We start from the raw sequence: 26157 nt of genomic DNA on the forward strand, positions 1-26157 counted from the left end.
ATGGGCTGCCGCCATCCCCCCCCCTCCCCCCTTCCCCCCCCCCCCCCCCCCCCCCCCCCCCCCCCCCCCCCCCCCCCCCCCCCCCCCCCCCCCCCCCGGGACCGGCTCGACGCCCGTGATCTCCAACTCCCGTCCGCCGCGCAGCTCCTGCGACGGCCTGTCGCAGCGCGGGCACCAGAAGAACGGCGGCATGCCGACCGCGAACTCCTCGGCACACCCCCCGCACCAGGCCCGCGCCGGCACCTCCTCCACGACCAGCCTGGCCGCGGCCAGGGCCGTGCCGTCGCGGGCCACCTCGAACGCGAAGTGCAGCGCGTCCGGGACGACACCGGCCAGCTCACCGACCCGGACCGTCACCGACGACACGCCGTCCGCGCCGTCCGCGCGGGCGATCTCCGCCGCCTGCTCCACGATCGCGGTCGCGATCGACAGCTCGTGCACGGCCGGTCTAGCGCGGGCGCTGGGCGCCGGAGCGCACGTTGATCATGCGCCAGATGCGCACCTCGCGCCGGATCCCCGGGATCTCCCGGACGAACAGCGCGAGCGCCAGGCCGCCCACCACGGCGGCCTCGGCGACCAGCACCCGGCGAGCCGTCCTCCCGGCGCGCATCCGAGCCGCCGCGGCAGCGCCTCTCGCTCCTGCTCGGTACAGCTTCATCCCGGTACCTCTCCGTTTCCGCATCCCGCTCACCCGCTCATCCCGCTCGACACGCTCGACCCGCTCATCCCGGTGAGATGTTCGGCATGGTCTTCATGAGGGCGTTGTGCCGCTTCCAGTGGATCCCGGTGGAACGGCGCGCGTCGGACGTGCCGTCCTTGTGGTGCCCGGTCTGGTGCTTGCCCGGGCCCTTGTTGCCCTGGTGCAGTCCGGGCACATGGCGGGGCGTGTCGGGTTTCACGTGGGGGCGGCCCACTCGGATGGTGCCCATCTCGTTCTCCTCTCAGGTCCGTACGACTCTCAGGTCCGCACGACTGTCAGGTCCTCACGACCGCTCGGTCAGCTCCGCGAAGAACTGTTCGACGGCCGGCCAGACCCGGCCGCCGCCGGCGAGGCCGCGCCACTCCCGGCGGACCAGTGCGACCATGCGGAAGCAGTCGTCCACCGGCACGATCCAGTGGTGGGACAGGCCGCGCACGGTGTTCACCAACAGAGCCTCCACCTCGGGTGCCATGGTCGCCAGCGGTGGACACACGGCGCACATCCGGGCCCAGCGGGCCGCGTCGACCTCCCAGCGCATCGCCCCGGCGGGGCTGGGCCCCTGCGCCGTGACCGTGCCGTCGGCGCGCGGCACGAAGAAGACCAGGCCCACCGGCACCCCGAGCGGCTCGGTGTCCACCGGCTCCAGGCGTACCCGCCGCCGCGGCACCGGCAGATACCGTCCGCCGCCCGCGCCGTCCCCGGTGAACAGCACCGCGCACGCGCCGCACGCGCACAGCAGCTCCTCGCGCTCGGCGGCGTACAGATGGCGGTGTTCCTCCGGCACGGGCTCCGCGCACAGGTCGCACCGCTCGCCGCCGTCCCGGTCGGCGGTGGTCGAGCGGATGACCCGGGCCAGCGCCCCGTCCACGCTCACCGCGCCTCCCGCACCAGCAGGGAGTCGAGCGGTACGAAGGCCGGTGGCGTCGGCGTGGGGAGCTGTTCGACCTCGGTCAGCTCCGGTGCGGCGGCGAGTACCGCCTCCCGCACCGCGTCCGCGACCGTGGGCCCGCCGCCGCAGCCGGCCCCGCAGCCACCGGCCTCGCTCACCCGCACCCGGGCCACCTGTCCCTCGACACCGACCAGCTCCACATCGCCGCCCCGGTCGCGCACCGCCGGGCGGAGCCGGTCGACCGCGCGGGCGGCCCGCCGCTGCGCCGGCTCCGGGTGGAGCTGGTGCAGCACCAGCAGGTGGTCCAGCAGCTCGTCCTCGGCCAGCCGGGCGGCCAGCTGCGGTCCGGCGAGGTCCAGCACCCGGGCCAGCGCCTCGCCGTAGACCTCGGTCAGCACCCGTACCGTCTCGACGGCCGTGGCGCCCATCGGCCCGGGAGCGGTCTCCAGGCGGCCCAGCAGCTCGTCCAGCCGCGCCAGCCGCCCCTCCACGTCAGGGTCCGTGAGCCGCCCGAGGTCAGCCATGGTTCGCCCCGTACGTCGGCGAGTGCACCGTTGTCAGTGTCTTCCCCTTGCCCATGTACATGTGCACCCCGCACGGCAGACAGGGGTCGAAGCTGCGTACGGTCCGCATGATGTCGACGCCCTTGAAGTCGTCGGGCCCGTTCTCCTCGAAGATCGGCTGGCCCTGGACGGCGTCCTCGTACGGGCCGGGGGTGCCGTAGATGTCGCGGGGACTGGCGTTCCACGGGGTGGGCGGGTAGGGGTGGTAGTTGGCGATCTTCTTGTCCCGGATCACCAGGTGGTGGGAGAGGACGCCGCGCACCGCCTCGTGGAAGCCGCAGCCGATCGCCTCCTCCGGTACCTCGAAGTTCTCGAAGACCTTGGTCTCACCCGCGCGCAGCATCCCCATCGCCTCGTCCAGGAACTGCAGCGCCATGGCGGCGGCGTAGGCGACGAAGTACGGGCGGGCGCGGTCCCGTTCGATGGTGTTGCTCCACTTCGGGATGTGCCATTCCAGGGTCGTCTCCGGCAGCGTCTCGCCCCTCGGCAGGGAGATGCGCACGCTGCTGCCGGTGGCCTTGACGTACGGCGTGTCGACCAGGCCGCTCAGCGCGGTCGACCACAGCCGCGCCAGCGGCCCGCCGCCGGTGTCCAGGGCGAGGTGCTGCCCGGTCTCCGGGTGGTACCAGCGCGGGCTCATCACCCAGCTGTAGTTGCCGTCGAAGTTCCGTTTCTGCGGCACCGGGACGGTCGTCTGGTTCCACGGGTGGCGCATGTCGACGGGGTTGCCGAGCGGGTCGTGGGTGACGAACGGCTCCTCGTTGACCCAGTCCTCGTAGTAGGAGCTGCCCAGCATGATGCGCAGACCGAGGTTGATGTCGACCAGGTCGTTGGTGACCAGCTTGCCGTCGACCACGATGCCGGGGGTCACGTACATCGCCCGGCCCCACTCGTTCATCGTCGCGTACCGGTAGTCCACGACGTCCGGGTTCTGGAAGGCGCCCCAGCAGCCGAGCATGATCCGGCGCCTGCCGACCTCCTCGTAGCCGGGCAGCGCCTCGTAGAAGAAGTCGAAGACGTCGTCGTTCATCGCCACCGCCTTCTTGATGAAGTCGATGACGTGGATCAGGCGGCTGAGGTAGTCGGTGAAGGTGTTCGGCTGCGGCATCGTGCCGACACCGCCCGGGTAGAGCGTGGAGGGGTGCACGTGCCGCCCCTCCATCAGGCAGAACATCTCCCGGGTGACCCGGGAGACCTTCAGCGCCTCCTTGTAGACCTCGCCCTCGAAGGGGTTGAAGGCCTTCATGATGTCGGCGATGGTGCGGTAGCCGTGGATGTCGCCGCGGGGCGCGTCCGTGCGCTCGGCGCGGGCCAGCACACCCGGGTTGGTGGCCTTGACCATCGCCTCGCAGAAGTCCACGAACACCAGGTTGTCCTGGAAGATCGTGTGGTCGAACATGTACTCGGCGGCCTCGCCGAGGTTGGTGATGTGCTCGGCCAGCTTCGGCGGTTTGACGCCGTAGGCCATCTGCTGGGCGTAGTTGGAGCACGTGGTGTGGTTGTCGCCGCAGATGCCGCAGATCCGGGACGTGATGAACCCGGCGTCACGCGGGTCCTTGCCCTTCATGAAGACCGAGTAGCCGCGGAAGAGCGAGGAGGTGCTGCGGCAGTCCACCACCTCCTGGTTGGCGAAGTCGATCTTCGTGTAGATGCCGAGGTTGCCGATGATCCGGGTGATCGGGTCCCAGGACATGTCCACGATCTGCGCGGGCTTGCGCCCCGGGGGCCGGCGCCGGTCCTCGGTTGTCGTCATGTTGTTTCCTGCCCCTCGTTCCTTGTACGCACGGGTCTCCGGCGATGCCGTTCAGGCACGCCAGTACGGGTCGTAACCGGTGGTCAGTTCCGGGCCGTTGTGGTGCCACTTGGGTTCGCGGTTGACGGCGACGCTGGTCAGCCCGCGCAGCCGGCGGATGACGGCGCCGTACGGCTTGATCAGCATCGAGGACAGGGCGCCGCCGGTCGGTTCGTCCATGAACGGCATGAACGCGTCCGGGAAGCCGGGCATGGTGCAGCCGATGCAGATGCCGCCGACGTTCGGGCAGCCGCCGATCCCGGCCATCCAGCCCCGCTTGGGGACGTTGCAGTTGACCACCGGCCCCCAGCACCCCGACTTCACCAGGCACTTGGGGGAGTTGTAGTCCTTGGCGAAGTCGGCCTGCTCGTAGTACGCGGCCCGGTCGCAGCCCTCGTGCACGGTCTTGCCGAACAGCCACTGCGGACGCAGCATGTGGTCCAGCGGGGGCGGCGGCGCGGCTCCGGCCGCGTGGTAGAGCACCCAGACCAGGGTCTCCATGAAGTTCTCCGGCTGGATGGGGCAGCCGGGCACGTTCACCACCGGCAGGGCGCCCTGCGACTTGAAGTCCCAGCCGAGGTAGTCGGCGAGGCCCATGCAGCCGGTCGGGTTGCCGGCCATCGCGTGGATGCCGCCGTACGCCGCACAGGTACCGGCGGCCACCACCGCCCAGGCCTTCGGCGCGAGCTGGTCGATCCACCAGTTCAGGGTCTGCGGCTCCCCGGTCTCCGGGTCGTTGCCGAACGACGTCCAGTAGCCGTCGCCCTCGATGATGTTCTGGTTCGGGATGGAGCCCTCGATGACGAGGATGAACGGGGACAACTCGCCGCGCGCGGCCGCCCGGTAGGGGGCCAGGAAGTCCTCGCCGCCCAGGCTCGGGGAGAGCACCTTGTTGACGAGGTTCACCTTCGGCAGGCCCGGGATGAGGCCGAGCACCACGTCCTCGATGGAGGGCTGGCCGGCGGCGGTCAGCGAGACGGTGTCCCCGTCGCAGCTCATGCCTTCCGAGATCCAGAGGATGTAGATCTCCTCCAGCCCCTCTCCGCGCGCCTCCGCACGGCCGGGTTCACGGCTCACCTCGGTGGTACCGCTCTGTGTGGTCATGTCGTGGGCCTCCGCTGCAGTCGGTCTCGGAGTCGGTCGTAGGCCGCGGCCAGCGGGGCCGCCAGCGTCAGGGCGGGGGGCTTCTCGGGGGCGTTCGGGTGCGGACGGGTCGGCGCGCCCTGCTTGGCCCGGGCGATCGTCCGGCCCAGCTCGTCCAGTTCCTGCTGGGAGACGGCCTCGCGCAACCGGGGCATCATGACGCCCTCCTCCTCGCGGATGTGCTCCTCGACCTCCCGGCGCAGCTGGTCCACCAGCTCGTCGGCGCGCGGGTCGCCCTCACCGAGCCGGTCCAGTTCGAGGAGCGTCCTCTTCACCGCCAGGTGCTCGCTCAGATGCTCGTCCACCTCCCGTTCGCCGTCCGGGAGCGCCTTCCTGGCGAGCGGATAGACGAGCATCTCCTCCAGCGCGGCGTGCTTGGACAGCTCACGGACCAGCAGCTCGGCCACGCCGCGGCGCTGCCGGTCGGAGGCCGCCGCGTGATAGTCGCGGAACAGCTGCTCGACCATGCGGTGGTCGTGCGCCAGCACCTCAAGGGCATCCATCGAACCGTCCCTCCTCCGGCCGGTCGGCCGGACGCGCGGGCCGCGGGGACTGCGGCCGGGGTGGTTGGGCCGGACCCGGTGTGCCGGCCCCGCCGAGCGGTGCGACCTCGTCGGGCCGGAAGTAGTGGAACCGGCCGTACCAGCCGTGGAGTTCGGCGGCGGGATCGTCGTCCACGGTGACGGCCAGGTGGACGCCGCCGTCCACGTCGGGGAAGACCGCGGCCACCCGCGCGGTCCGCCCGTCGAGGAACATGTCCTGGGCGTCGGCACCCCGGCCGCGCGGACACAGCCGCACGCGGCTGCCGCCGCCCACGGGCACCCCGTCCACCAGCACGGTGTCCGTCGACGGGGACAGCCCGTCGTCCCCGCCCTCCCGCCACCAGGCGGGCCGCCCGGCGGGGCCCTGGGCCGGGGTCGGGGCTGTGGGGACCGGTGCGGGAGTCAGGGAGCGGATGGCGCCGTGCAGCCGGGCGAAAACCTCCCGGGGCATGGTCTCCACGCGGTCGAGGATCCGCGCGGCCCGTGGATCGGTGGCCCGGGCCTCCGCCTTCTCCTCGTCGGTCAGCAGCATCGTGCGCAGCGTGAGAATCTCGTCGATCTCCGCCGCGTCGTGCAGGTCGCCCGGGCTCTCCGGCGCCACCTGCGGATGGTCCGGGAGGATGATCGGTGCCGAGAGCAGCAGTGGGCCGGTCGCCCCGTCGCCGCTCGCCGGCTCCGGCGGTGCCCCGCCGAGCACGGGGAACGTGAACGCGTTGCGGCACCCGCGCGCCTGCCGCGCGAGCCCGGCGGGCGGATCGATCAGCGACACGAACTCCACTCCGCCGCCTTCGAGGAGCGTGTGCGTGGCGAGCAGCGCCTGCCCCAGCACCGCACTGCGCGGCGCCCCCGGGTCGGCCGCGTCGGCGGTGTTCTCGGTGCGCACCCGCAGCCGGTACAGCTCCGGGCCGAGCGGCTCGGCCACGACCGCGGTCCGCGCCCGCACCTCCCGGCGCCGGCGCACGGTGCGTCCCGCCCCCGAAGGCAGCGGCTCGTACTCCGCGCCGGCCGGCGCCCCCACGGCGGCGGTCCGCCCGCCGCGCAGCAGCTCCTCCAGCGGGACCACCAGCTCGGTCTCGCGGGGCACCGCCTCCTCGAACGACAGCTGGGTGACCCCGTCCGGCGTCCGCAGCGACTCGACCGGGCGATGCCCCCCGTCGGCGTCGGCCGCCTCCACCTGCTTGTGCTGAAGCTGCAGATACCGCACCCGTACCCGTACCGCCGCGTCGGCGCTTGGGGCCCGCACCAGGCACTCGGTCTGCTGGTACCAGGAGTCGGCGGAGCCCGAGACACCGGGCGTGACCGGTCCGTCCCGCTCCACCCAGTTCCGCGGCAGCAACACGCCGAACTGCCAGCGGACCCGGTTCTTCGCCGAGGACCGGCGATAGGGATAGAGCAGATAGCCCTCGTACAGCACGGCGTCCGCCACGGCACTCAGCTGCGCACAGCCCTCGCCGACTCCGTTCGCCATGCCTGCTCCTCGCCACTCGGGAACCCGCGGACCTCTCCCCACGGTCACACCCCTCACGCCGGCGCGCTCCCCCGGCGCACCGTCATTGGGCCGGACAGGTGAGGAGACCTCGCAGGGTTCGAAACATTCGAATGGATCGATCGGGACACTGACTTCGCCGGTCCGAAAGAGGCGCTGGATGCGCGTAAAGGCCATGCACATCCGCACCGAAGGTTTCGAAACATCGACCGAAACTGTTGACAGCACCGGTTCCCGCTTCAACACTCATCGGCGTCAGCGGGCTCTTCAGCGGGTCTCCACCGGCCTCTTCAGAGGGAGGAACCAATGCAGCGGTTCGGACGCAGGCGCACGCCGTTACGTTCGCTCGCCGTCACGGCGGCCGTCGCCGGCCTGGCCATGGCGAGCACACTCACCCTCGGCGCACCCGAGTCCCGCGCCGCCGCCTGCGGCGGGTACGTCGGGCTCACCTTCGACGACGGACCCTCGGGCGACCACACGCCGGCTCTGCTCAACGCCCTGAAGCAGAACGGCCTGCGGGCCACGATGTTCAACGAGGGGCAGTACGCGGCCGCCTACCCCGCCCAGGTACGGGCCGAGGTGAACGCCGGTATGTGGGTCGGCAACCACAGCTACACCCATCCGCACCTCACCCAGTTGGGCCAGGCGCAGATCGACTCCGAGCTGCTGCGCACCCAGCAGGCGATCGCCGCGGCCGGCGGCGGTACGCCGAAGCTGTTCCGGCCGCCGTACGGCGAGACCAGCACCACCGTCCGGACGGTGGCGGCCAAGTACGGCCTGACCCAGATCATCTGGGACGTGGACTCGCAGGACTGGAACGGCGCGAGCACCGACGCGATCGTGCAGGCCGTGTCCCGGCTGACCAACGGCCAGATCATCCTCATGCACGAGTGGCCGGCCAACACCCTCGCCGCCGTTCCGGGCATCGCCCGGACACTGGCGGCCAAGGGCCTGTGCGCGGGCATGATCTCCCCGCAGACCGGCCGTGCCGTCGCGCCCACCGGCTAGCGGGAACCCGCCGTACGACCCGGGTCACGGGGTGCGGGCCAGGTCCACGCGACAGTGGACGAAGTCCCGTACCGGACGGTAGACCACGCCGGGGCGGGCGTAGAACCGCGCGGCGGACGCGGGCGCGAGGGCGATGCCGTACCCGCTGGCGATGGCGCTCAGCCAGTCGTCGGGCTGCTCGGTGACCGCGCCGACACGGACCGGACGGCCCTCGCGCTCATCGGCGGCCAGCCAGTGGTCGCGCCAGGCACCGGTCTCCGGCGGCGCGGCCACGAACGGCTCGTCCCACAGCTCCCGGAAGGCGATCTCCGTGCGCTCCGCGAGCCGGTGCGTACGCGGCAGCGCCACGCATCGCTCCTCGCCGGACAACACGTCGATGCGCAGTGCCCCCTGGCCCGGGAACGGCAGCCGCAGCAGCGCCACGTCCACCTCGCCGTCGGCGAGGCCCGCGCTCGGGTTCGCCCAGGACGCCTGCCGCAGTTCGGCACGCCACCCGGGCCGCCGCCGGGCGAACTCGGCGACGATCTCCGGCGTCGCCTCGTCGGCCGCGCTCGCCACGAACCCCACGCGCAGCACCCGGGCCGTGCGCCGGCCGGCGGCCCGCGCGGCGCGCAGGGCGTCGTCCCAGGCGGCGAGCACGTCCGGGGCGCGGCGGGCGAGTTCCCGGCCGGCGTCCGCCAGCGCCATCCCGGTGCGTGAGCGCTCGAAGCGCCCTACCTCGAGCCGGTGTTCGAGCTGCCGGATCTGCTTGGTCAACGCCGGCTGGGACACGAACCCCCGCTCGGCGGCCCGGACCAGGCTGCCCTCCTCGGCGACCGCCAGGAAGGAACGGAGGAGACGGAAGTCCAGAAGGTCATAGATGCAGGTATTGGACGGCACGGCGACGTCGGTGCGGACCCCCGCCGGCTGCCCCTGCTGGCCCTGCTGAAGGCCGCCGGGGCGGCGGGTCTGCTGCTCGGGCTGCTGGGCGTACGCCCGCTGGGCCTCGCCGCCGGCACCGGACTGGTGCTGTTCTACGCCGGGGCGGTGGCCGCCATGTGCGGGCTCGGGTGTTCCGCACGATCGGCTTCCCGGCGCTGTTCCTCGCAGCTCAGCGCGACAGCAGGTAGCGGGTGACGAGGGACCGGGCCCGGTCGGCGTCGACGCCGAGGGCGCGGCCGAGATTTTCCCACCGCTGCTCGCCGTCCTCCTCGATCAGGCAGGCCGCTTCCCGGCCAGCCCGCCGGGCCAGCCGGTCCAGCGCGGCGACGGCCCGCAGCGCGGCGGCCGGCGCGTCCTCGGCCAGCGCGCACAACTTGTCCTCCAGGGCCTCCAGCAACTGGGCCAGCTCGTCCGGCAGCGGCACCGTCCGCCGCTCGACGGTCCGGATGTGCTCGCTCCAGTCCCGGCGCGGCCCCGAGACGTCCAGCTCCTCCAGACCGTCCCCGCCCAGTTCGTCCCAGGGGACGGGGGTGCTCGGCCCGCGCCAGCCGCAGCTGCACGAGGCCCGCAGCGCCGCCGCCCGCGGCCGGCTCATCCTGCCGTCGTACGCCCACCACTCGCAGGTCCGGTACATCTCGGCGCCGCTGCCGATGTCGAAGTACACGGGCTTCGGCTCACTGCCGTCGGCCAGGACGGCTCCCACGATGCCCTCGTGGGCCTCCCCGAACTCCTCGGTCGTCCATCCCACGGCCGTCTCCCTCCCCTCGCCGGCTGCGTCCCGCCCATCATCGGCGACCCGGTGCCCGGCCGGACGGAGGACGGGAAGAACGGTCCGAAAGGGGACCGTTCAGGGACCGGGGCGCCGGTGGCCGGGGCCCGGTGACCCAGGGGGTTCGGGCAGCCGCTCCAGCGCCACCAGCGCCGCGTCGTCACCGAGGTCGCCGTGCACATGGCGGACGAGGTCCCGGCGCAGACCGGCCACCATCACCTCCAGGGGCCGGCCGGCGTGCGCCTCGACGTGGGCGGTCAGGTCGAGGAACCGGCCCCGCCGGTCCCGGGCCTCGATGAACCCGTCGGTGTACATCAGCAGCCGGTCACCCGCGACGAACGGCACGGTCTGCACGGACGGTTCCGTCTCCAGCAGGTCGCCGAGGCCGAGCGGGGCACCGGGCCGGTCGGGGAGCAGACCGTGCACCTGCCCGGCACGCACCAGGAACGGCTCGGGGTGCCCGCAGTGCACGAGGCGGGCCACGGGCTCGCCGGCCGGGAACTCCACCAGGAGCGCGGTCGCGAACCGCTCGGTGAACAGCGCACCGGACGCGTCCGGCCGTTCCTCGCCGACGAGGGCGTCCACGGCGGCGATCTGCCGCCGGGCCCGCTCGTCCAGCCGCTCGGCGACCCGGATCAACGAGCGCTCCTGGTAGGCGAGTTCGCGGAACGCGCCGAGCAGGGCGGCGGAGGCCCCGACGGCCGGCAGCCCCTTGCCCCGGACGTCGCCGATCAGGATCCGGTTGCCGTACGGCGTCTGCAGGGCCTCGTAGAAGTCGCCGCCGATCCTCGCCTCCGACTCGGCCGGCAGATACACCCCGCGCAACGCCAGCGGGCCGAGCCGGTGGGGGAGGGGGTGCATCAGCGCCCGCTGGGCCGTCTCCGCGACGGAGCGGACCTGCTGCAACTGGCGCTCCCGGCGCCCGCGCAGGGAACAGGCGGCCATCGAGGTCAGTCCGACCACGAACAGGCTGAACAGCACGACGTCGGAGTCCGGATGCCCGCACTGGCCCGCGTCCGCCTGGAGCAGGGTGGTCACGGCCAGCGCGGCGCAGGCGAGGGACGCGGTGGCCCACAGCGGGAGCAGCACCGAGGCCAGCACGGGCACGGCGGCCATCACCGGTGAGACGTGCAGCCAGTCCGGGGTGAGCAGATCGGTCAGGGCGACGACGGCCATCAGCAGCACGGGGGCCGCCGCCGGCAGCGGACGGGCTCCGGCGAGGCGGCCGCGCAGGATCCGGGCCGGGCTCCGGGAGCCGGTGCTCGTGAGGGTGCGGGGCTGAGGGGCGGGGTGCTCGGACGTGGTGTGCTGGGTCATCGTCGCCGTGTGGATCGTCGCCGTGTGGATCGTCGCGGTGCGGGCCGTAGCGGGCTGAATGCCCGGTGGCGGGTGTTGCGGGCGGGCGGGGCGGGGGCCGGGGTCGACAGGCACGACAGGGCCGACTCCAGGTGCCGGAGCAGGCGGCCGGCCTCGGCGCCGGTGACCGGGGGATCGCAGCCGGCGGAGCCGAGCCGGTGCAGGGCCTGCCGGGTGGCAGGGAGGGCGGGGTGCGGCCGGCCGCCCCGGCAGGAGTAGGCGCACAGAGCGGTCGTGCGCAGCAGCCGCGCGTACGGCTGGGCGAACCGGGTTTCGGGAGCGGCGGCGGCGCCGGGGCGCGCGTCGAGGAGCCGGCCCGTGGCGGCCAGCTCGCGCGCCACCTCGGACAGGGTCCGCAGCACCCGGCGGTCCAGGTGCCAGCGGCGGCGCCGGGCGACCGGCCGTACGTTCCACCGCATGCTCTCGTGGGCCTCGTCCACGGCGGTGCGGGCGCGCTCCAGCGCCGTGTCCAGGTCCCGTTCCCAGGCGGGCCCGAGCACGTCCCGGGGGCGTTCCCGGGCCACGACCGTGTCGGCCAGCCCGTCGAGATACCGGGCGACCAGCGCCCGAAGCTCCTCCAGCGCCCGCTCGGCGGACCGTACCCGCACCGCGGGAAACAGCAGCGCGCTGCACGCCAGCCCGAAGGCGATGCCCAGCACGATCTCCGCCAGGTGGGAGAACAGCTCGCCGGAGTGGTGGCCGCGCACCAGGGCGAACGTGATCAGCGCGGTCGTCGGCACATGGATGCCGTGGTGCCCGAGGAACCCGCGCCGGGCCGGCAGCACGGACGCGAAGACGACCAGGGCCAGACCCGCCATGCCGGGCCGGGCGTAGAGGGCGCCGGGTACGGCGATGAGGACGCCGAGCAGACAGCCCGCTCCGTACCGCAGGGCCGCCGAGACCGTGCGCACCACCGTCGTCTCGACGATGAGCAGCGCCGCCACGGCCCCCGCGTACGGGTCGGGCGTGTGCAGCAGCGCCGTACAGGTCTGCCAGGTCAGCCCGGCGGCCACGGTCGCCCGGGCGGCCTCGGCCCAGTCGGTACGGGCGACCCGTCTCATCCGGGCCGGCAGAGCGGACCACCGTGCGCCGCGCATGCCGTCCTCGCCCCCTTCCTCGTCGGGATCCGCGGGCCGCTCGGTCGACCCGGCACGGCCGCCCAGGATAATCGGACAAACGGGGCATGAGGCAAATAAAGGTTGTGTAGGAAAGGGCGGGCTTGCGTACCTCTGTCGGGTCCGCGTCTCCGCCCGTACACTGCCAATCCGCAGACATGTGGGCGCAGTTGACCGGGGGGAGCCATCATGTCCGGAGGTCCGTACGGTCCGAACCAGGCATTCGGCGGGCCGTCGCTGCCGCCCATGCCGCCGAGTCCGCCGCCGAGACCGGCGGGCCCGCCGCCCGCGCCGCCGGACGCCGTGCGGGCCGCCGCGGTCGCCCTGCTCAACCTGAGCGGTCTCGGCCTCGGTTACGCGCTCCTGCGCCGCTGGGTGCTCGCCGCCGTCTGCTGGGCGGCGACCGCCGTGCTGCTGCTCGTCGCGCTCCCCGCCGACGCCGACGGCGTCCCCTCGGCCGCACTCGCCGGCTGTGCCACCTTCCTGCTGGTGACGGCCGTCCACGGTGCGTTCGCCGGACTGCGCGCCCGGTCCCTCCGGCCGGGCCGGGCGCCCCTCGCCCTGCTGCTGGGCGTGCTGCTGCTCGCCGTACCGGCCGGCGGTGCCCTCTGGTACGAGGACGCCCACGACGAGGCCGTGGAGCAGGCGCTCCTCGGCCGCCTGGAGCGCGCCGACGACCTGGTGGCCACGAGCGGCCGGCGGTCGTTCGGCTCCGCCCGAGCGGACTACGGGACCGCACTGGAGGTCTACCGCGACATCGCCGTGCACCACCCCGGTTCCCGCGCGGCACACAGCGTCCCGGCCAGCCTGCGGACCTACTACACGACCGTCGGCGCGGCCTACGGCCACCGCGACTACTGCACCGCCGTGGAGCCGCTGAAGTACCTGCGCACCGTGCCGGACACGATGCCGAAGGAGCAGCTCGGCCCGCTCGCCGGCTGGCCCGACGACCGGCTCGCGAACGCCCTGTACGAGTGCGGCGCCCAGCAGTTGGCCACCGGCCGGGCGGACTGGGTCACCCGCTTCGGCGACCTGCTGGACACCTTCCCGCGGTCCGGGGCGGCGGCCAAGGTGGTGTCCGCCGTCGACTCTGCGGTCAAGAAGGCGGAGCGGGCCGTCGACGGCGAGGAACCCTGCACCGCCGTCGAGCAGTTGCAGGGCCTCGACACCCGGATCGCCGACCTGGCCCGCTCGGCCGGTGACGCGGACGGCCGGCTGGCGAAGGCCGCGAGCAGGGCCGGCCGCAGCGGCGACTCGGGCACGTACGCCTGCGGTGTCGACCAGTACGAGGACGGCGACTTCCAGGCCGCGCAGAAGACCATGGAGCAGTTCGCCGCCGGCCACAAGCACCACAGCAACCGGGCCCGCGCCGAGAAGATCGCCATAGCCGCCGAGATCGCCCGGACCCTCCCCGCGGCCGGCAGGAAGCTGCCCACCACGGCCTCCGGCGGCAGCATCTCCGTCACGGTCAAGAACGACAGCCCGGACGACATCACGGTCCTGTACACCGGCCCGGTCACCGGGAGTCTCACCCTCGAGGGCTGCGGCCGCTGCAAGGCGTACACGCTCGCGGACACCGTCTTCTCGGGCTTCAAGCCCTGCAACGACAGCAGCAAGCACTACCCGCAACGCACCATCAGCCTGCCCGTCGGCACCACGTACTTCGTGCACAAACCGAACGGCGACAGCACGGCGACCCCGGCCTCGGACACCGCGCGGCTCAGGTCCGGTTACATCTACACGGAGTGCGCCTACGCGACCCGGAAGCTGGGGTCCGGGTACTGACCGAAGGCCCTCCGCGCCCTGCACCACGGCGCCGCAGGTGCTCACCAGCGTCCGGGCGCCGGCCTAGAGGCCCTCGCCGAGCGCGGCGAGGGCGGCCGGCCCGTGCCCGGCGGCCGTCAGCGGGGCCCGGATGTCGGCCTCCAGGTCCGGGACGTAGCCGAACAGGACATCGGCGGGCCCGGTCACCCGCACCTCACCGAGCGCCGCGGGCAGCAGCAGGGTGCGTGCCCGGTCGAGCCGGCCGGTCCAGCCGTCGCAGGCGACGGTCACCGGGGCGCCGGCGTTGCTGAGCACCTGCGCCGTGGTGAACGTCCGGGAGACGCGGGCGGCAAGGCCGGCGGTCCAGCGTTCCAGGGCGAAGTACGGCCCCGCGCACAGCACCGTACGCACCACCGAGTCCTCCACCGGGACGCTCAGTCCCGGCTGGAACTCCGGCCGGGGCTCGGGCCGCCACTCGGCCAGCAGCCGCTCGATGTTCGCCTCCCGCTCCCGCTCGTCCAGCGGCGTGCCGTCCTCCATCCGCCAGGGCATGGCGTGCTGCTGGAGGTCGGAGGTCTGCTCGATCTCGTACACCAGGGTGCCGGGCCCGAAGCTGTGCAGGGTCCCGCCGGGCACGTACACCGTCTGCCCGGCGCGTACCGGCAGGCGGCGCAGCACCGCGTCGAAGTCCTGTGCGAACAGTGCCCGGCGCAGCCGCTCCCGGTCCGTCCCGGGCCGCACCCCGACCAGCGCGGTCGCGCCCGGTACGGCGTCCAGGACGTGCCAGGCCTCGGTCTTGCCGTTCGGCTCGCCCTCCAGACGGCGGGCGGTGGCGTCGTCGGGGTGCAGGTGTACGGGCAGGGCGTGGGTGGCGTCGATGAACTTGGTGAGCAGTGGGAAGCGGGGTTCGGGTGGGTGGGGGGAGGGGAGCCCGGGTGGGTGGGGGGAGGGGAGTGCGGGCGGGCGGTCGCCGAGCAGGCCGTCGGGATCCTCCGCCAGCAGCTCCCGCAGGGTCCGCCCGGCCAGCGGGCCCTCGGTGACCGTGGCGCCCTCCCCGTCGACGTCGCTGACCTCCCAGGTCTCGGCGACCGGACCGTCAGGCAACCCCGTCCGGCCCAGCCGGCCGGCTAGGGCCCGGCCGCCGAAGACATGGCTCTTGACCGGCGTCGTCAGGCGCAGCGGGGACCAGCGCACCGGGCGCGGCACCTCAGCCGCCCGCGTTGTCGACCCGCATCCGTACCTGCTCCTCCAGCCGCTGAAGGCTGCCGTCCAGGGCGTCGTACACCGCCTGCTCGCCCGGGTCGTGGCCACCCTCGAAGAAGGACAGGTGCACGGTCACCTCGCTGGCTCCGCTGCCGATGCCCGCCACCTGGAGCCAGCCCGCGTAGCCGCCCTGCTCCCGGGTGCCCCATTCCAGGCGCATCTGGTCCGGCTCGGACCGCAGCAGAGCCGGCATGTCCTCGCCGATACGGTCCTCGTGCACGGTCACCGCCGGCGGGTCCTCGACGTCCACGTGCAGGGCCTCCGGGAGCCAGGCGTCGAGCTGGCCGACATTGGCCGCCTGGTCGAAGACCTGCTCGGGCTGTGCGGGCATCGTGCGGGAACGTTCGTACTCGGCCATCGTGGTACCGCCCCTCCGGTCGGAAGTCGTACCCCGACCGCGTGCCCCGTCCGCGGCGGCCGAAAAGCCCCGGCGGCCGACGCCGGAAACTCCGTCGCCGTGCTCGCGGGAGTCCGGTGGCGTCCTGCGGTCACAGGCCCAGGGCGATGGCCACGCGGGTCATCTCGGCGGTGTTGGTGATGTTGAACTTGGCCCGGATGCGGCGCAGGTAGGCGTCCACGGTGTGGGTGGACAGTCCCATGTGGCGGGCCGTCTGCAGGTAGGTGCGACCGGCGGCGATGTGCCGGAGCGTCTCCCGCTCGCGCGGAGCCAGCGCGGGGGCGGGGGCTTCGGTGGGCGACGGGGCGAGAGTGGCGCTCATGGTGGTTCCTCCGGCGGAACGGCTGGGGGAGTGTCCGATTAGGGCGATTTGCCCTTGTTCCTCCAGACTGCTCGCCGGACTTCATGAGGCTGTCCGCCAACTGTCACGGGCGTGTCACAGGGGCGGGAGGACGGTTTGAGTCGCTAAGAGTCGGCGCACTGACCCGCGGCGCCAGGCGGGGAGGCGCGGTGTCCCGTCACGCCACGGCGGCGCGAGCCGTCCGCTCCACCAGGGACACGCCGTCGCTCATGGACGTACTGCCGTTCGAGAGGACCGCCACGAGATACCGGTGCCCCCGGACGGTGACCTCGCCGACACTGTTGACGTCCCAGAGGCCCGTGGTGTTGCGCTGCAGCCAGCCGTTCTTCAGGGCCTGCCGGGAGCCGGCGGCGCCGGCCGCGGAGACACCCCAGCGCTGTTCCGGTACGACCTGACCCATCAGGGTGCGCACGTACGCGCGGGAGTGCGCGTCGAGCCCGCCGGAGCCCGCGCGCACCGTGCCGCCGGCACCGAAGACGGCCCGCAGCAGCCGTATCTGGTCGCTCGCGGTCGTCCGGGTCAGGCCCCACTTGGTGCCGGGCCCGCCCGTCGTCGACGTCAGACCCAGGCGCTTGTTGGCCGCCGCCAGCCCGGAGGCCCCGCCGATCTGCCGCCACAGGGCGTTGGCCGCCGCGTTGTCACTGCGCCGGATCATCGGCTCGGCCCGCTCCCGCTCACGCGCGGTGAGCTGCCGGTCCGCGTCCTGTGCCTGGAGCAGCAGCGCCGCGAGGATGTCGACCTTGACGATGCTGGCGGTGTCGTACGCCCTGTCCTCGCCGTGGATCACCGGCGTGCGGCCGGTGCCGTCCAGGTCGAGCACGGCCGCGGTGGCGTGCGCCCGGGCGTGCCCGGAGGGTGCGGTGGCGGCCGTCGCCGGGGCCGGGTGCAGCAGGCCGGCGGAGAGCAGGGCCGCGGCCGAGGCCAGCAGGGCGCCGGTCTTGGTCCGCGCGGTGCGGGAGGGGCGGAACGACATGGGTCACGAACGTAGCCACCGCGCGCTCCCGGCGACGTGGCACCGGTCACCTTCGGCCCGGAATCGCCCCGAATGTGAGAAGAGCCACCGAAGAGTCAGCGACGCGCCCCGATGGGTGCATCGTGCCGCCCGGCTCGCCTCCGCGGCGGCGTGTACGCACGGCCGGGCCGCCCTCCTCGCTTATCGTCGGCCAGACGCCGACATCCGGAGCGATGATGGAAAAAACGGATGAACTGGTTGGTGTGGCGGAGGGTGCGGCCGCCGTGGCCCTCGGTCCGCCCGTGCGCCGCGTCCGGCCCTGGCCGCTCGGCGCCGCCCTCCTGCTCACAGCCGGTGCCACGGCCGTGCTCCTCCTGGCCGGCACCCCGTGGCTGCACCATCCGGCCGTCCAGGCCTGGCGCACCGTCTGCCTGGCCATCACCGTCCAGGCGCTGCCGTTCCTGCTCCTCGGCACCGCCCTGTCCGGTGCCATCAACGCGTTCGTGCCGGCCGACCTGTTCACCAGGGTGCTGCCGAAGCGGCCGGCCCTCGCCGTCCCGGTCGCCGGCGCCGCCGGCGCGGTCCTGCCGGGCTGCGAGTGCGCCTCCGTTCCCGTCGCGAGCAGCCTGATCCGCCGGGGCGTCACCCCGGCCGCCGCCTTCGCCTTCCTGCTCTCCGCCCCGGCGATCAACCCCGTCGTCCTCACGGCCACCGCCGTCGCCTTTCCCGGCAGCCCCGCCATGGTCGCCGCCCGGCTGCTCGCCTCCCTCGCCACGGCGGCCCTGATGGGCTGGCTGTGGCTCTGGCTCGGCAAGGAGGAGTGGCTGCGGCCCCTCCTGCGCCACCGGCACACCGGCCACCGGCACGGCCACAGCCGCTGGACCGAGTTCCGGCTCGGCTTCCAGCACGACTTCCTGCACGCCGGCGGCTTCCTCGTGCTCGGAGCCATGGCCGCCGCCACCTTCAACGTCGCCGTCCCGCGCTCCGTCCTCGACACCTTCTCCGGCTCGCCGTGGCTTTCGGTGCTCTTCCTGGCCGCCCTCGCCGTGCTGCTCGCCGTCTGCTCGGAGGCGGACGCGTTCGTCGCGGCCTCCCTCACCGGCTTCTCGCCGACCGCCCGGCTCGCGTTCCTCGTGGTCGGCCCGATGGTCGACCTGAAGCTCATCGCCCTCCAGGCGGGCACCTTCGGCCGTGCCTTCGCCTGGCGCTTCTCCACCGCGACCACCGTCGTGGCGGTCGCCGTCAGCGTCCTGACCGGAGGCGCGCTGCTGTGAGACGCCCCGTCCAGACCCTGCTCCTGGCTCTGACCGGCATCGGCCTGCTGCACACGGCCCTGTTCACCGACACCTACCTGCGCTACGTCAAGGCCGGACTGCGCCCTGCGCTGATCGCGTCCGGGGTGGTCCTGCTGCTGCTCGCCCTGGCGGCGGCGGTCACCCGTCGCCCCGCCCCCGAGGACACCGGGGACGAGCACGGCCACGACCGCACCGGGCACGCCCACGGCCACGACCACACCGGCACCCCGCGCGTCGCCTGGCTGCTGTTCCTCCCCGCGCTCAGCCTGCTCCTGCACGCCCCGCCGGCGCTCGGCGCGTACACCGCGGCCCGTTCGAACGACAAGCCCGTCGCCGTGCAGAAAGGGTTCGCGCCGCTGCCCGCGACCTCGCCCCTGCCGCTGACCCTCACCGACTTCACCAAGCGGGTCCAGCAGGACCGCAGCCGGGCCGTCGAGCACCGCACCATCCGGCTGACGGGCTTCGTCACCCCGGCCGGCGCGGACGGCGGCTGGTACCTGACCCGCATCATCTTCTCCTGCTGCGCGGCGGACTCGCAGACGGTCAAGGTGCGCGTGTACGGCTCCGAGGCACCGCCCGCCGACACCTGGCTGGCGGTGACCGGCACCTGGCACCCGCGAGGCACCCTCGGCACCAGGACCGCGGAGGCGGCACTCGACGTCCGGGACGCCCGGCCCGTCGCCCCGCCGGTGAACGCCTACACCGACGACCTGCCGCTCACGCCCTCCTAGGACCGTCACCCACGCCCTCCCGGGCCTCGCGGACACTCCTTCCGGGACCTTCCGTACAACGGTCACGCCCGGCAGCGGACGTCCGGCGGGGAGAGGTGCAGGATGGTGTCATGCCCCTCGCCCGGGCGACCGGTCCGGGAGACCGCGGGGGCCGCCCCGGCTTCGGGCCGCCGGTGTGCGAGAGGAGGCGGTGACGATGACACGGACACCTCCCACGACGGTCACCCGGGTGCGGCTGTGGCGGTGGCGGCGCAACCCGCTCCGGCGGCACAGCGATGTCGTCGAGGCCTGGATCGTCCTCGCCGGCTGGGTGCTGGCCCTGGTCGCCGGGGTGTTCGCGGGCATGGTGGCGGCCCGGACCTCCGAGGCGGCGTTCGCGGCGCGGCAGGCCCAGCTGCGTCCCGTGTCCGCCGTACTCACCGACGACGCGGCGCGGACCCCGGCCGCGGGCACCGGATACGACGACGGGCGGGTGTGGGCCGTCGTGCGCTGGACGGACACGGACGGCTCGGTGCACAACGACCGGGCGAAGGTCCACCCGGGCGCCCCCGCCGGAACCCACGTCACCGTGTGGACGAACCAGGCGGACCGCGTCGTGCCCGCCCCCGTCACCGGAGCGGCGGCCGATCTGCAGTCGGCGCTCACCGGTGCCCTCGTCGCCCCGGCGGCCGGCGCGCTGGTCTGGGGCGCGGGATGGCTGGTCCGCGGCCGGCTCATCCGGCGGCGCATGGCCGAGTGGGACGAGGAGTGGAAGCAGATCGGACCCCGGTGGGGGAACCTCAGCGGAGGCAGGGGCTGACGGCGCACGGCGGGCGGCACGCGCCCCCCTTGGACCTACCGCGGAGGTTGTACACCGGCCCGGAGCTACCGCGGCCGGTGGAGCCGGGCGTCAACTCCCGGGTTGGCGACGTGCCGTGCCCCGGCACGTAGCTTGTGTGGCGTGCCGTGAGGCACTCGTCAACCAGGGGGAAACACATGCAGACCAACATCTTCAGCAGGACCCTGCTCGCCGCCGCGACCACCGTGGCACTGGCCGCGGGCAGCCTCGCCGCCGCGGGCACCAGCTTCGCCGCGCCCGCGGCAGCCCAGCCGGCGGCGGTCAGCGAGGCCGTCACCCCGCAGGCGGTGAACAACCTGGGCCTGAACGCCACCCAGGCGAAGAAGGTCCAGCGCTGGCTGAAGACGTACTGGAACTACCGGGGCTCCATCGACGGCAAGCTCGGCACCAACAGCTGGAAGGCCTTCCAGCGCTGCCTGAAGAAGTACTGGGGCTACACCGGCCCGATCGACGGCGTCGTCGGCAAGGGCACGGTCAAGGCGCTCCAGCGTCTCCTGAAGGACAGCTACGGCTACCGCGGTCCCATCGACGGGATCGCCGGCGCCGGCACCAAGGCCGCGTTCAAGCGGTTCGCCAACGCCCACTGAGGCGGCGGCACGGCGGCCCGCCCGGAGCACCTTCCGCCCCCGCTGCGGGGCGGAGGGGCCCGGGCGGGCCGTCCCGCACACGGCCCGTCGGCGGCGCGTCGGTCAGATGACGGTGAGCGGGCGTCAGTGGACGGTCAGCGGGGCGGGGCCGGCTCTGGCACGGGCCACGGCGGCTCGGACCAGGCGGGCGAAGAGCGAGGCGGGGCGGGCCGGCCGGGAGCGCGGTCCGGGGTGGGCCTGGGCGCCGAGCAGGCAGGGCGTGGACGTCACGGGGGTGTTCGAGGACCTGGCCCCGCACCAGCGCGCCCGCACCGCCGACGCCCTGCTGCGGGCCGGCCGGCACGCCCACGACCACGGCTGCACCGCTGTGACCGCCATCGCCGCCCTCGGCCTCGCCGGCACCGCGCCGCTCTCGGCCCTGGTGCCGCGCCCCGGCCGGACCGGAGAGTCAACCGCCGGCCGGGGGCGTGAGCCCGCCCGGCGGGGATACCCGGTCGGTATGGCGAAGCTGCACGTACCCCGGCGGCACCACCGGCAGGCCGCCGACGAGACCCCGGCGCCGCACATCCCGGCGCCCGAGGAGGCCGGTCCCGCCCCGGAAGTCGAGCGGCGGGCACCGGCCACCCCCGTGAAACTGCCCCGCCGGGCGTGGCCCGCGGTGTTCCGGGGCGCCCTGCGTGAGTTCCGGGACGACGAGCTGACCGACCGGGCCGCGGCGCTCACCTACTACGCCGTCCTGTCCCTGTTCCCCGCCCTGCTGGTGCTGGTCTCCCTGCTGGCCGTCGCCGGCCGGTCGGCCACGGACCGGGTGCTGGCCAACCTGAAGGGCCTCGCGCCCGGTCCCGCCCGGGACATCATCACCCGGGCCGTGGAACAGCTGCGGAACGGTGCCGGCGTCGGCTCGGTCGTGGCCCTCCTCGGCATCCTGCTCGCCGTCTGGTCGGCGTCCGGCTACGTGGCCGCGTTCATCCGCGCCGCCAACGCCGTCTACGACATGCCCGAGGGCCGCCCGGTGTGGAAGATCCTCCCGGTGCGGGTCGGCGTCACCGTCGTACTGATGGTCCTCGCCGTGGCGAGCGCGCTGATCGTGGTCTTCACCGGCGGCCTGGCCCGCCGCGCCGGGCAGGCCCTCGGGCTCGGCGACACAGCCCTGACCGTCTGGGCGATCGCCAAGTGGCCGGTGCTGGTCCTGCTGGTCACCGTGATGATCGCCATCCTGTACTGGGCGACCCCGAACGCCAAGGTCAAGGGCTTCCGATGGATCACCCCGGGCAGCGTCCTCGCCCTGCTGATCTGGATGGCCGCCTCCGCCGGCTTCGCGTTCTACGTCGCCAACTTCGCCTCGTACAACAAGACCTACGGCACCATGGCCGGCGTCATCGTCTTCCTGGTCTGGCTGTGGATCACCAACCTGGCCATCCTGCTGGGCCTGGAGTTCGACGCGGAGACCGTACGGCAGCGGGCCATCGCCGGCGGCCACCCGCCCCGGGCCGAGCCCTACACCCGGCCCCGCGACACCAGGAAGTGGGACGAGGAGGACGTACGCCGCCTGGAAGAGTCCTGACGCGCACGTCCTCCCCGGCCCGTCACGCTCCGTATCCGCCGTCCACCGAGAACTCCGCGCCCGTCACGTACGCCGCCTCCGGCCCCGCGAGGAACGCCACCATGGACGCCACCTCCTCGGCCGTGCCGTAGCGGCCCAGCGCGGTCATGGACGCCTGATCCGACGCGTACGGGCCGTCCGCGGGGTTCATGTCGGTGTCGGTCGGGCCCGGGTGCACGACGTTCGCCGTGATGCCGCGCCCGGCCAGCTCCCGCGCCAGGGCCTTCGTCAGCCCGACGACGGCCGACTTGCTCATCGCGTACAGCGTGGCGCCCGGCCCCGGCACCCGCGCCGTGACGCAGCTGCCGACGGTGATGATCCGTCCGCCGGATCCCATGAGCGCGGCGGCGGCCTGGGCGGCCAGGAACACGCCGCGCACGTTCACCGCGAGCAGCCGGTCGACGTCGGCGAGGGACAGGCTCTCCAGCGGCCCCATCACCCCCATGGCCGCGTTGCCCACCAGGACGTCCAGTCCGCCCAGTTCCTCCGCCGCGCGCCGTACCGCGCCGGCCGCCTCCGCCGCGTCCGCGGAGTCGGCGCGCAGGGCCACCGCCCGCCGCCCCAGCGCCTCGATGTCCCGTACGACGTCCTCGGCCGCGTCCTTGCCGTGCACATAGGTCAGGGCCACGTCCGCACCCTCGCGTGCCAGCCGCCGTGCCGTCGCCGCACCGATGCCCCGGCTGCCGCCGGTGACCAGTGCCGTCCTGCCCCGCAGATCAGTTCGTGAAGTCATGACCCCATTCCACCCGACGGCCAGGGGGGGACACCGGCGGGCAACGGACATCGACCTCGGCGGCCGGGGCCGGCCGGGACGCGGTCAGCGCCGTGGGACACCGCCGGGGCTGATCAGGCCCGTCTCGTAGGCGAGGATCGTGGCCTGGACCCGGTCCCGCAGGCCCAGTTTGGACAGCAGGGCGTTCACATGGCTCTTGACCGTGCCCGTGGTGACACCGAGTTCGGCGCCGATCTCCGCGTTCGTCAGACCGGAGGCGATCTTCAGCAGGACCTCCCGTTCCCGCTGGGTGAGCCGGCCGAGGGGACCGGCGGCCGTGGGAACGGGCGGGGCGCTGCGGGCGAAGGTGTCGATGAGGCGGCGGGTCACGGCGGGCGCCAGGATGCCGTCGCCGCCCGCGACCACCCGGATCGCGGACAGCAGCTCCTCGGGCCGGGCGTCTTTCAGTAGGAACCCGGACGCCCCGGCGCGCAGCGCCTCGTACACGTACTCGTCCAGGTCGAACGTGGTGAGCACCAGCACCCGCGGTCCGCCGGCCGGCGCGGTGATCAGCCGGGTCGCCGTGAGGCCGTCCATGCCCGGCATCCGGATGTCCATCAGGACCACGTCGGGCTGCTCCTCGGCGGCGAGCGACACCGCCGTCGCCCCGTCGCCGGCCTCTGCGACCACGGTCAGATCGGGCTCGGCGGCCACGATGGCGGCGAATCCGGCCCGGACGACGGCCTGGTCGTCCACGACGATCACACGTACGGCGACGGGGACACCTCCTGGACGGGGGCCGGAACGGCTCCGGCCGGCAACGACACCCGTAGGGTACCGGCTGGTTCGCACAGGATCCGCCCCTCGCCCGCGGCGACCTGCACCCGCAGGCGCTCGGCGACCGGGCCGGCGACCGCGAGCCGTACCCCCGTCACCGTGATCCGAAGGGTGCCGCGGCGGCGCCGCAGGGTCACCCGGGCCGGACCCGGATCGCCCGCGCCGAGCGCCGCTTCGACGATCCGGTACACCGAGACCTGCACGGACGGCGGCAGTTCCCGGGCTGCCTCCGGCAGGCCCCGCACCCGTACATCACGGCCACCCGACCGCAACGCGCCGCACAGCGCGTCCAGATCGGCGACGGTCGGCGACGGAGCGAGCCGGCCGCCGGGCCCCTCGCCCTCGCCCGCGCTGTCACCCAGGCTGTGCAGCATCTCCCGCATCGCCGCCAGCGCCGCCCTGGCCGTCTCCGCCACCTCCGCCAGCTCACCCCGCCGGGCCGCGGCGACCAGCGCCCGCGTGTGCTCCAGCACCGCGTCGCGCAACCTGGCGGCCAGCCGCTGCCGTTCGGCCTCCGCGGCCCGGTCCGCCTGCCACATCGAGGTGGCGAACGCGAAGTCGTCGTACGCCAGGGCACGCAGCCGGCGCCGCCGCACGAACAGGCCGGCGCCCCACACGGCGGTGAACACCGGGGCCAGCAGGACGGACAGCAGGAAGGCCAGCAGGACGGCTTCACCCGGGCCCATCGGCTCGCCCGCCACCGAACCGTCGGCGCGGGACATCGCCGTCACGGCACAGGCCGTCCCGAGCGTCGCCGCCGCGGGCGCCGGCCACGTGCGCCCGGGCCCCTGCCCGTACCCGGCGACCGCGTATACGGCCAGCGTCTCCACCAGCGTCCCCAGGACGAGGAACTCCGCCGCCCGGGGCGGCACGTGCCACGCGGCGACGGCCACCGGCCCCAGCCAGGCCGTGGCGAGTACGGCCCCGAGTACGGTCCACGGAGCCCGTCTGCGCCACAGCAGGGGCAGGGCGTGCAGCACCAGCAGTCCGCAGACGAGCAGCAGCGCGGGCAGCGCGGCGCGCCGGGCGGCGGCCGACCAGTCCTCCGTGAGCGCCAGCGCGAACGAGACGGGCAGGATCATCGCGGCCAGCGCCAGCGCGGGATCGGCGAGCCGCTGCTCACGCAGCACGTCACGCCGCCAGCCCTGCTCGCGCGGCCGCCGCGGCTCGGCGCCGTCGGGCAGCGTCGCGCGCACCCGCCAGCCGCCGTCCCGCGTGGGCCCGGCGGTCAGTTCACCACCGGCCGCGGCGGCCCGCTCCCGCATCCCGGCCAGGCCGCGCCCCGCGCCCAGATCCCCGGCACCCTGCGGCGCGGTGCGCGGCGGCGCGTTCTCCACGGTCAGTTCGAGCACACCGTCCGCCCGCCGGACCAGCACCCGGCAGACGGCCCCCGGGGCGTACCGCAGCGCGTTGGTGAGGGCCTCGCGGACGATGCCGTGGATCGCCTCGGCCGACGGACCGGCCAGGTCGGCGGGGATCCGTGCGGTGACCGGACGGCCCAAGCGGCCGAAACCTGCGACCAGTTCCTCGATCCGCCCGCTCATCGGCCGGTGGTCCGGCCGGTCGGTGTCCCGCAGCAGCCCCACCAGCCGTTGCAGCGCCGTGAGGGTCTCGGTGCCGGTGCGCTCCGCGAACGACAGGGCCTCGGCGGCCAGATCGGGCCTGCTGTCCTGGAGCCGGTGCGCGGCGTCGACGGTCACCACCACCGAGGTGAGGTGGTGGGCGCTCACATCGTGCAGTTCGCGGGCCAGTCGCCGGCGCTCCTGGTCGCCCGCCAGCCGGCGGGTGTGCTCCGCCCCGGCCAGCCGTCGGGCCGCTGTGAGCCGGCCGGCCAGCCACTGGCGCCGTGCCTCACCGAGTCCCGCGCACAGCAGGTACACGCCGAGTGCGATCGCCATGTCGGACAGCAGCGCGACCCGCGGCCCCTCCAGTACGGCGGCCAGCACCCACTCGACGCCCACCCCGGCGGCCACGGCCCGCACCGTCACCGGCACGGGGCAGCGGACCGCGACGGAGTACAGGGCGATCAGCGAGCCGAGGCCCAGATAGCCGTCCGGCCAGGCGAGTCCGCCGAGGACCGCGGCGCCCAGGGTGCAGGCCAGCGCCCGTACCGGGGCGGTCCGGCGCCGTCCCAGCGCGACCGTCTCCAGGGCCAGCGCGGCCGGCACGACGAGCAGGGCCGGGCCGCCGGGTGCGCCGTCGGGGCCCACCCCGGGCCAGAGCAGGGCGCCCTGCCCGGCCGCGAGCAGCAGGGGCAGCAGCCAGTTACGTATCGTCTCCATGTCGCCGACGAGCGTAGGGCCCGCCCCGTGCGGCGGGCACCGTACCCGAGGGGGAGGCCCGTCCCCAACCAGGGATAGAGATGCCGTTCGTGCCACGGGCCGATGGCGGGCCCGTGTGTCTTTGGCAGTCTTGCGGCATGACACAGCCACAGCTCGCCGAGCGGCTCCCGTACCACCGCCTCGCCCGACTCTCCCCCCACTACCGGTGGTGGCGCCCCCTGCTCGGCACCCTGGTCGTGGCGGTGGCCTAT

The 26157-nt window shown here is 74.0% G+C and carries 26 protein-coding genes and 3 pseudogenes; 8 read left to right on the top strand and 21 right to left on the bottom strand.

The annotated features are described in order from the left end of the window. Positions 1–96: 96 nt before the first annotated feature. The 9 genes and pseudogenes from hypA to ACZ4U1_RS17395 form a co-directional block, all read right to left on the bottom strand. A pseudogene (hypA, locus tag ACZ4U1_RS17355) lies at positions 97–441 on the bottom strand (hydrogenase maturation nickel metallochaperone HypA); the annotation flags it as partial. A gap of 7 nt (positions 442–448) precedes the next feature. Further along, positions 449–658, bottom strand: coding sequence for a hypothetical protein (locus ACZ4U1_RS17360; protein WP_467904036.1), 210 nt, complete (start codon positions 656–658; stop codon positions 449–451). Between the two features lie 64 nt (positions 659–722). Beyond that, complete coding sequence (locus ACZ4U1_RS17365; protein WP_467904038.1) at positions 723–929, bottom strand: hypothetical protein; 207 nt, start codon at positions 927–929, stop codon at positions 723–725. A 54-nt stretch (positions 930–983) separates the two neighbouring features. Further along, positions 984–1574 carry a DUF5947 family protein gene (locus ACZ4U1_RS17370; RefSeq protein WP_467904040.1) on the bottom strand — a complete coding sequence of 197 codons (591 nt, stop codon included), beginning with the start codon at positions 1572–1574 and terminating at the stop codon, positions 984–986. Further along, on the bottom strand, positions 1571–2113 hold the full coding sequence (locus ACZ4U1_RS17375) for a NifU family protein (protein WP_467904042.1): 543 nt from the start codon (positions 2111–2113) through the stop codon (positions 1571–1573). Before ACZ4U1_RS17375 ends, ACZ4U1_RS17370 begins: the two co-directional genes overlap by 4 nt. Beyond that, the gene (locus tag ACZ4U1_RS17380; protein WP_467904044.1) at positions 2106–3905 is read right to left on the bottom strand and encodes a nickel-dependent hydrogenase large subunit; all 1800 of its coding nucleotides are present in this window, start codon (positions 3903–3905) and stop codon (positions 2106–2108) included. The genes ACZ4U1_RS17375 and ACZ4U1_RS17380 overlap by 8 nt, the downstream gene beginning before the upstream one ends. Before the next feature lie 51 nt (positions 3906–3956). Beyond that, positions 3957–5048 carry an NADH-quinone oxidoreductase subunit B family protein gene (locus tag ACZ4U1_RS17385; RefSeq protein WP_467904045.1) on the bottom strand — a complete coding sequence of 364 codons (1092 nt, stop codon included), beginning with the start codon at positions 5046–5048 and terminating at the stop codon, positions 3957–3959. Then, positions 5045–5590 carry a hemerythrin domain-containing protein gene (locus ACZ4U1_RS17390; RefSeq protein ID WP_467904047.1) on the bottom strand — a complete coding sequence of 182 codons (546 nt, stop codon included), beginning with the start codon at positions 5588–5590 and terminating at the stop codon, positions 5045–5047. The genes ACZ4U1_RS17385 and ACZ4U1_RS17390 overlap by 4 nt, the downstream gene beginning before the upstream one ends. Next, entirely contained in the window at positions 5577–7097 is a 1521-nt protein-coding gene (locus tag ACZ4U1_RS17395) for a hypothetical protein (RefSeq protein WP_467904049.1), read from the bottom strand. The genes ACZ4U1_RS17390 and ACZ4U1_RS17395 overlap by 14 nt, the downstream gene beginning before the upstream one ends. Before the next feature lie 324 nt (positions 7098–7421). Between ACZ4U1_RS17395 and ACZ4U1_RS17400 the strand changes: the two are divergent. Then, positions 7422–8120, top strand: a pseudogene (locus ACZ4U1_RS17400) (polysaccharide deacetylase family protein); the annotation flags it as partial. Positions 8121–8147: 27 nt separating this feature from the next. Here the strand turns inward: ACZ4U1_RS17400 and ACZ4U1_RS17405 are convergent. After that, positions 8148–8972 (bottom strand): LysR family transcriptional regulator, encoded by an 825-nt coding sequence (locus ACZ4U1_RS17405; RefSeq protein ID WP_467904211.1) that lies wholly within the window; start codon positions 8970–8972, stop codon positions 8148–8150. A 57-nt stretch (positions 8973–9029) separates the two neighbouring features. On the opposite strand from ACZ4U1_RS17405, the pseudogene ACZ4U1_RS17410 reads away from it, so the two are divergent. Beyond that, a pseudogene (locus tag ACZ4U1_RS17410) lies at positions 9030–9232 on the top strand (DoxX family protein); the annotation flags it as partial. Here the strand turns inward: ACZ4U1_RS17410 and ACZ4U1_RS17415 are convergent. The 3 genes from ACZ4U1_RS17415 to ACZ4U1_RS17425 all read right to left on the bottom strand — a co-directional run bounded on the left by ACZ4U1_RS17415 (position 9214) and on the right by ACZ4U1_RS17425 (position 12266). Beyond that, the gene (locus ACZ4U1_RS17415; RefSeq protein ID WP_467904051.1) at positions 9214–9792 is read right to left on the bottom strand and encodes a hypothetical protein; all 579 of its coding nucleotides are present in this window, start codon (positions 9790–9792) and stop codon (positions 9214–9216) included. The pseudogene ACZ4U1_RS17410 and the gene ACZ4U1_RS17415 overlap by 19 nt on opposite strands. Positions 9793–9891: 99 nt before the next feature. Then, a complete protein-coding gene (locus ACZ4U1_RS17420) occupies positions 9892–11130 on the bottom strand; it encodes a PP2C family protein-serine/threonine phosphatase (RefSeq protein WP_467904053.1) in 1239 nt (412 codons plus the stop codon). Next, the gene (locus ACZ4U1_RS17425; protein WP_467904054.1) at positions 11127–12266 is read right to left on the bottom strand and encodes an FUSC family protein; all 1140 of its coding nucleotides are present in this window, start codon (positions 12264–12266) and stop codon (positions 11127–11129) included. Before ACZ4U1_RS17425 ends, ACZ4U1_RS17420 begins: the two co-directional genes overlap by 4 nt. 264 nt (positions 12267–12530) lie before the next feature. On the opposite strand from ACZ4U1_RS17425, the gene ACZ4U1_RS17430 reads away from it, so the two are divergent. Further along, positions 12531–14069, top strand: coding sequence for a hypothetical protein (locus ACZ4U1_RS17430; RefSeq protein WP_467904213.1), 1539 nt, complete (start codon positions 12531–12533; stop codon positions 14067–14069). A 63-nt stretch (positions 14070–14132) separates the two neighbouring features. On the opposite strand, the gene ACZ4U1_RS17435 is transcribed toward ACZ4U1_RS17430, so the two are convergent. The 4 genes from ACZ4U1_RS17435 to ACZ4U1_RS17450 all read right to left on the bottom strand — a co-directional run bounded on the left by ACZ4U1_RS17435 (position 14133) and on the right by ACZ4U1_RS17450 (position 17042). Continuing rightward, positions 14133–15254, bottom strand: a complete 1122-nt coding sequence (locus ACZ4U1_RS17435) for a class I mannose-6-phosphate isomerase (RefSeq protein ID WP_467904056.1) — start codon at positions 15252–15254, stop codon at positions 14133–14135. A gap of 1 nt (position 15255) precedes the next feature. Continuing rightward, positions 15256–15669, bottom strand: coding sequence for an SRPBCC family protein (locus ACZ4U1_RS17440; protein ID WP_467904057.1), 414 nt, complete (start codon positions 15667–15669; stop codon positions 15256–15258). A 130-nt stretch (positions 15670–15799) separates the two neighbouring features. Continuing rightward, positions 15800–16030: a response regulator transcription factor gene (locus ACZ4U1_RS17445; protein ID WP_467904059.1), complete on the bottom strand. Its 231-nt coding sequence runs from the start codon at positions 16028–16030 to the stop codon at positions 15800–15802. Between the two features lie 196 nt (positions 16031–16226). Further along, positions 16227–17042 (bottom strand): serine hydrolase, encoded by an 816-nt coding sequence (locus ACZ4U1_RS17450; protein WP_467904061.1) that lies wholly within the window; start codon positions 17040–17042, stop codon positions 16227–16229. A 215-nt stretch (positions 17043–17257) separates the two neighbouring features. Between ACZ4U1_RS17450 and ACZ4U1_RS17455 the strand changes: the two genes are divergently transcribed. From ACZ4U1_RS17455 to ACZ4U1_RS17470, 4 genes are all read left to right on the top strand, one after another. After that, a complete protein-coding gene (locus ACZ4U1_RS17455; RefSeq protein WP_467904063.1) occupies positions 17258–18295 on the top strand; it encodes a permease in 1038 nt (345 codons plus the stop codon). After that, positions 18292–19047 (top strand): TIGR03943 family putative permease subunit, encoded by a 756-nt coding sequence (locus tag ACZ4U1_RS17460; protein ID WP_467904065.1) that lies wholly within the window; start codon positions 18292–18294, stop codon positions 19045–19047. The genes ACZ4U1_RS17455 and ACZ4U1_RS17460 overlap by 4 nt, the downstream gene beginning before the upstream one ends. Before the next feature lie 196 nt (positions 19048–19243). After that, positions 19244–19846 carry an Rv1733c family protein gene (locus tag ACZ4U1_RS17465; RefSeq protein ID WP_467904066.1) on the top strand — a complete coding sequence of 201 codons (603 nt, stop codon included), beginning with the start codon at positions 19244–19246 and terminating at the stop codon, positions 19844–19846. Between the two features lie 176 nt (positions 19847–20022). Then, positions 20023–20472 (top strand): peptidoglycan-binding domain-containing protein, encoded by a 450-nt coding sequence (locus tag ACZ4U1_RS17470; RefSeq protein WP_467904068.1) that lies wholly within the window; start codon positions 20023–20025, stop codon positions 20470–20472. Positions 20473–20595: 123 nt separating this feature from the next. Here the strand turns inward: ACZ4U1_RS17470 and ACZ4U1_RS17475 are convergent, their stop codons facing one another. Beyond that, positions 20596–20742, bottom strand: a complete 147-nt coding sequence (locus tag ACZ4U1_RS17475) for a hypothetical protein (RefSeq protein ID WP_467904070.1) — start codon at positions 20740–20742, stop codon at positions 20596–20598. A 229-nt stretch (positions 20743–20971) separates the two neighbouring features. On the opposite strand from ACZ4U1_RS17475, the gene ACZ4U1_RS17480 reads away from it, so the two are divergent. Then, on the top strand, positions 20972–22036 hold the full coding sequence (locus tag ACZ4U1_RS17480; RefSeq protein ID WP_467904214.1) for a YihY/virulence factor BrkB family protein: 1065 nt from the start codon (positions 20972–20974) through the stop codon (positions 22034–22036). A 22-nt stretch (positions 22037–22058) separates the two neighbouring features. Here ACZ4U1_RS17480 and ACZ4U1_RS17485 read toward each other — a convergent pair whose 3' ends face one another. The 3 genes from ACZ4U1_RS17485 to ACZ4U1_RS17495 all read right to left on the bottom strand — a co-directional run bounded on the left by ACZ4U1_RS17485 (position 22059) and on the right by ACZ4U1_RS17495 (position 25906). Further along, positions 22059–22808 (bottom strand): SDR family oxidoreductase, encoded by a 750-nt coding sequence (locus ACZ4U1_RS17485; RefSeq protein WP_467904071.1) that lies wholly within the window; start codon positions 22806–22808, stop codon positions 22059–22061. A gap of 84 nt (positions 22809–22892) precedes the next feature. Beyond that, positions 22893–23552: a response regulator gene (locus tag ACZ4U1_RS17490; RefSeq protein WP_467904073.1), complete on the bottom strand. Its 660-nt coding sequence runs from the start codon at positions 23550–23552 to the stop codon at positions 22893–22895. Continuing rightward, entirely contained in the window at positions 23549–25906 is a 2358-nt protein-coding gene (locus ACZ4U1_RS17495) for a histidine kinase (RefSeq protein ID WP_467904074.1), read from the bottom strand. The genes ACZ4U1_RS17490 and ACZ4U1_RS17495 overlap by 4 nt, the downstream gene beginning before the upstream one ends. Between the last annotated feature and the right edge of the window lie 251 nt (positions 25907–26157).

The organism is Streptomyces sp. NPDC028928, from assembly GCF_055564915.1.

Coding starts and splice junctions, on each gene's coding strand:
- ACZ4U1_RS17360 (WP_467904036.1), bottom strand. CDS start 658: ATGAAGCTGTACCGAGCAGGAGCGAGAGGCGCTGCCGCGGCGGCTCGG.
- ACZ4U1_RS17365 (WP_467904038.1), bottom strand. CDS start 929: ATGGGCACCATCCGAGTGGGCCGCCCCCACGTGAAACCCGACACGCCC.
- ACZ4U1_RS17375 (WP_467904042.1), bottom strand. CDS start 2,113: ATGGCTGACCTCGGGCGGCTCACGGACCCTGACGTGGAGGGGCGGCTG.
- ACZ4U1_RS17380 (WP_467904044.1), bottom strand. CDS start 3,905: ATGACGACAACCGAGGACCGGCGCCGGCCCCCGGGGCGCAAGCCCGCG.
- ACZ4U1_RS17385 (WP_467904045.1), bottom strand. CDS start 5,048: ATGACCACACAGAGCGGTACCACCGAGGTGAGCCGTGAACCCGGCCGT.
- ACZ4U1_RS17390 (WP_467904047.1), bottom strand. CDS start 5,590: ATGGATGCCCTTGAGGTGCTGGCGCACGACCACCGCATGGTCGAGCAG.
- ACZ4U1_RS17395 (WP_467904049.1), bottom strand. CDS start 7,097: ATGGCGAACGGAGTCGGCGAGGGCTGTGCGCAGCTGAGTGCCGTGGCG.
- ACZ4U1_RS17420 (WP_467904053.1), bottom strand. CDS start 11,130: ATGACCCAGCACACCACGTCCGAGCACCCCGCCCCTCAGCCCCGCACC.
- ACZ4U1_RS17425 (WP_467904054.1), bottom strand. CDS start 12,266: ATGCGCGGCGCACGGTGGTCCGCTCTGCCGGCCCGGATGAGACGGGTC.
- ACZ4U1_RS17430 (WP_467904213.1), top strand. CDS start 12,531: ATGCCGCCGAGTCCGCCGCCGAGACCGGCGGGCCCGCCGCCCGCGCCG.
- ACZ4U1_RS17440 (WP_467904057.1), bottom strand. CDS start 15,669: ATGGCCGAGTACGAACGTTCCCGCACGATGCCCGCACAGCCCGAGCAG.
- ACZ4U1_RS17445 (WP_467904059.1), bottom strand. CDS start 16,030: ATGAGCGCCACTCTCGCCCCGTCGCCCACCGAAGCCCCCGCCCCCGCG.
- ACZ4U1_RS17450 (WP_467904061.1), bottom strand. CDS start 17,042: ATGTCGTTCCGCCCCTCCCGCACCGCGCGGACCAAGACCGGCGCCCTG.
- ACZ4U1_RS17455 (WP_467904063.1), top strand. CDS start 17,258: ATGGAAAAAACGGATGAACTGGTTGGTGTGGCGGAGGGTGCGGCCGCC.
- ACZ4U1_RS17465 (WP_467904066.1), top strand. CDS start 19,244: ATGACACGGACACCTCCCACGACGGTCACCCGGGTGCGGCTGTGGCGG.
- ACZ4U1_RS17470 (WP_467904068.1), top strand. CDS start 20,023: ATGCAGACCAACATCTTCAGCAGGACCCTGCTCGCCGCCGCGACCACC.
- ACZ4U1_RS17480 (WP_467904214.1), top strand. CDS start 20,972: ATGGCGAAGCTGCACGTACCCCGGCGGCACCACCGGCAGGCCGCCGAC.
- ACZ4U1_RS17485 (WP_467904071.1), bottom strand. CDS start 22,808: ATGACTTCACGAACTGATCTGCGGGGCAGGACGGCACTGGTCACCGGC.
- ACZ4U1_RS17495 (WP_467904074.1), bottom strand. CDS start 25,906: ATGGAGACGATACGTAACTGGCTGCTGCCCCTGCTGCTCGCGGCCGGG.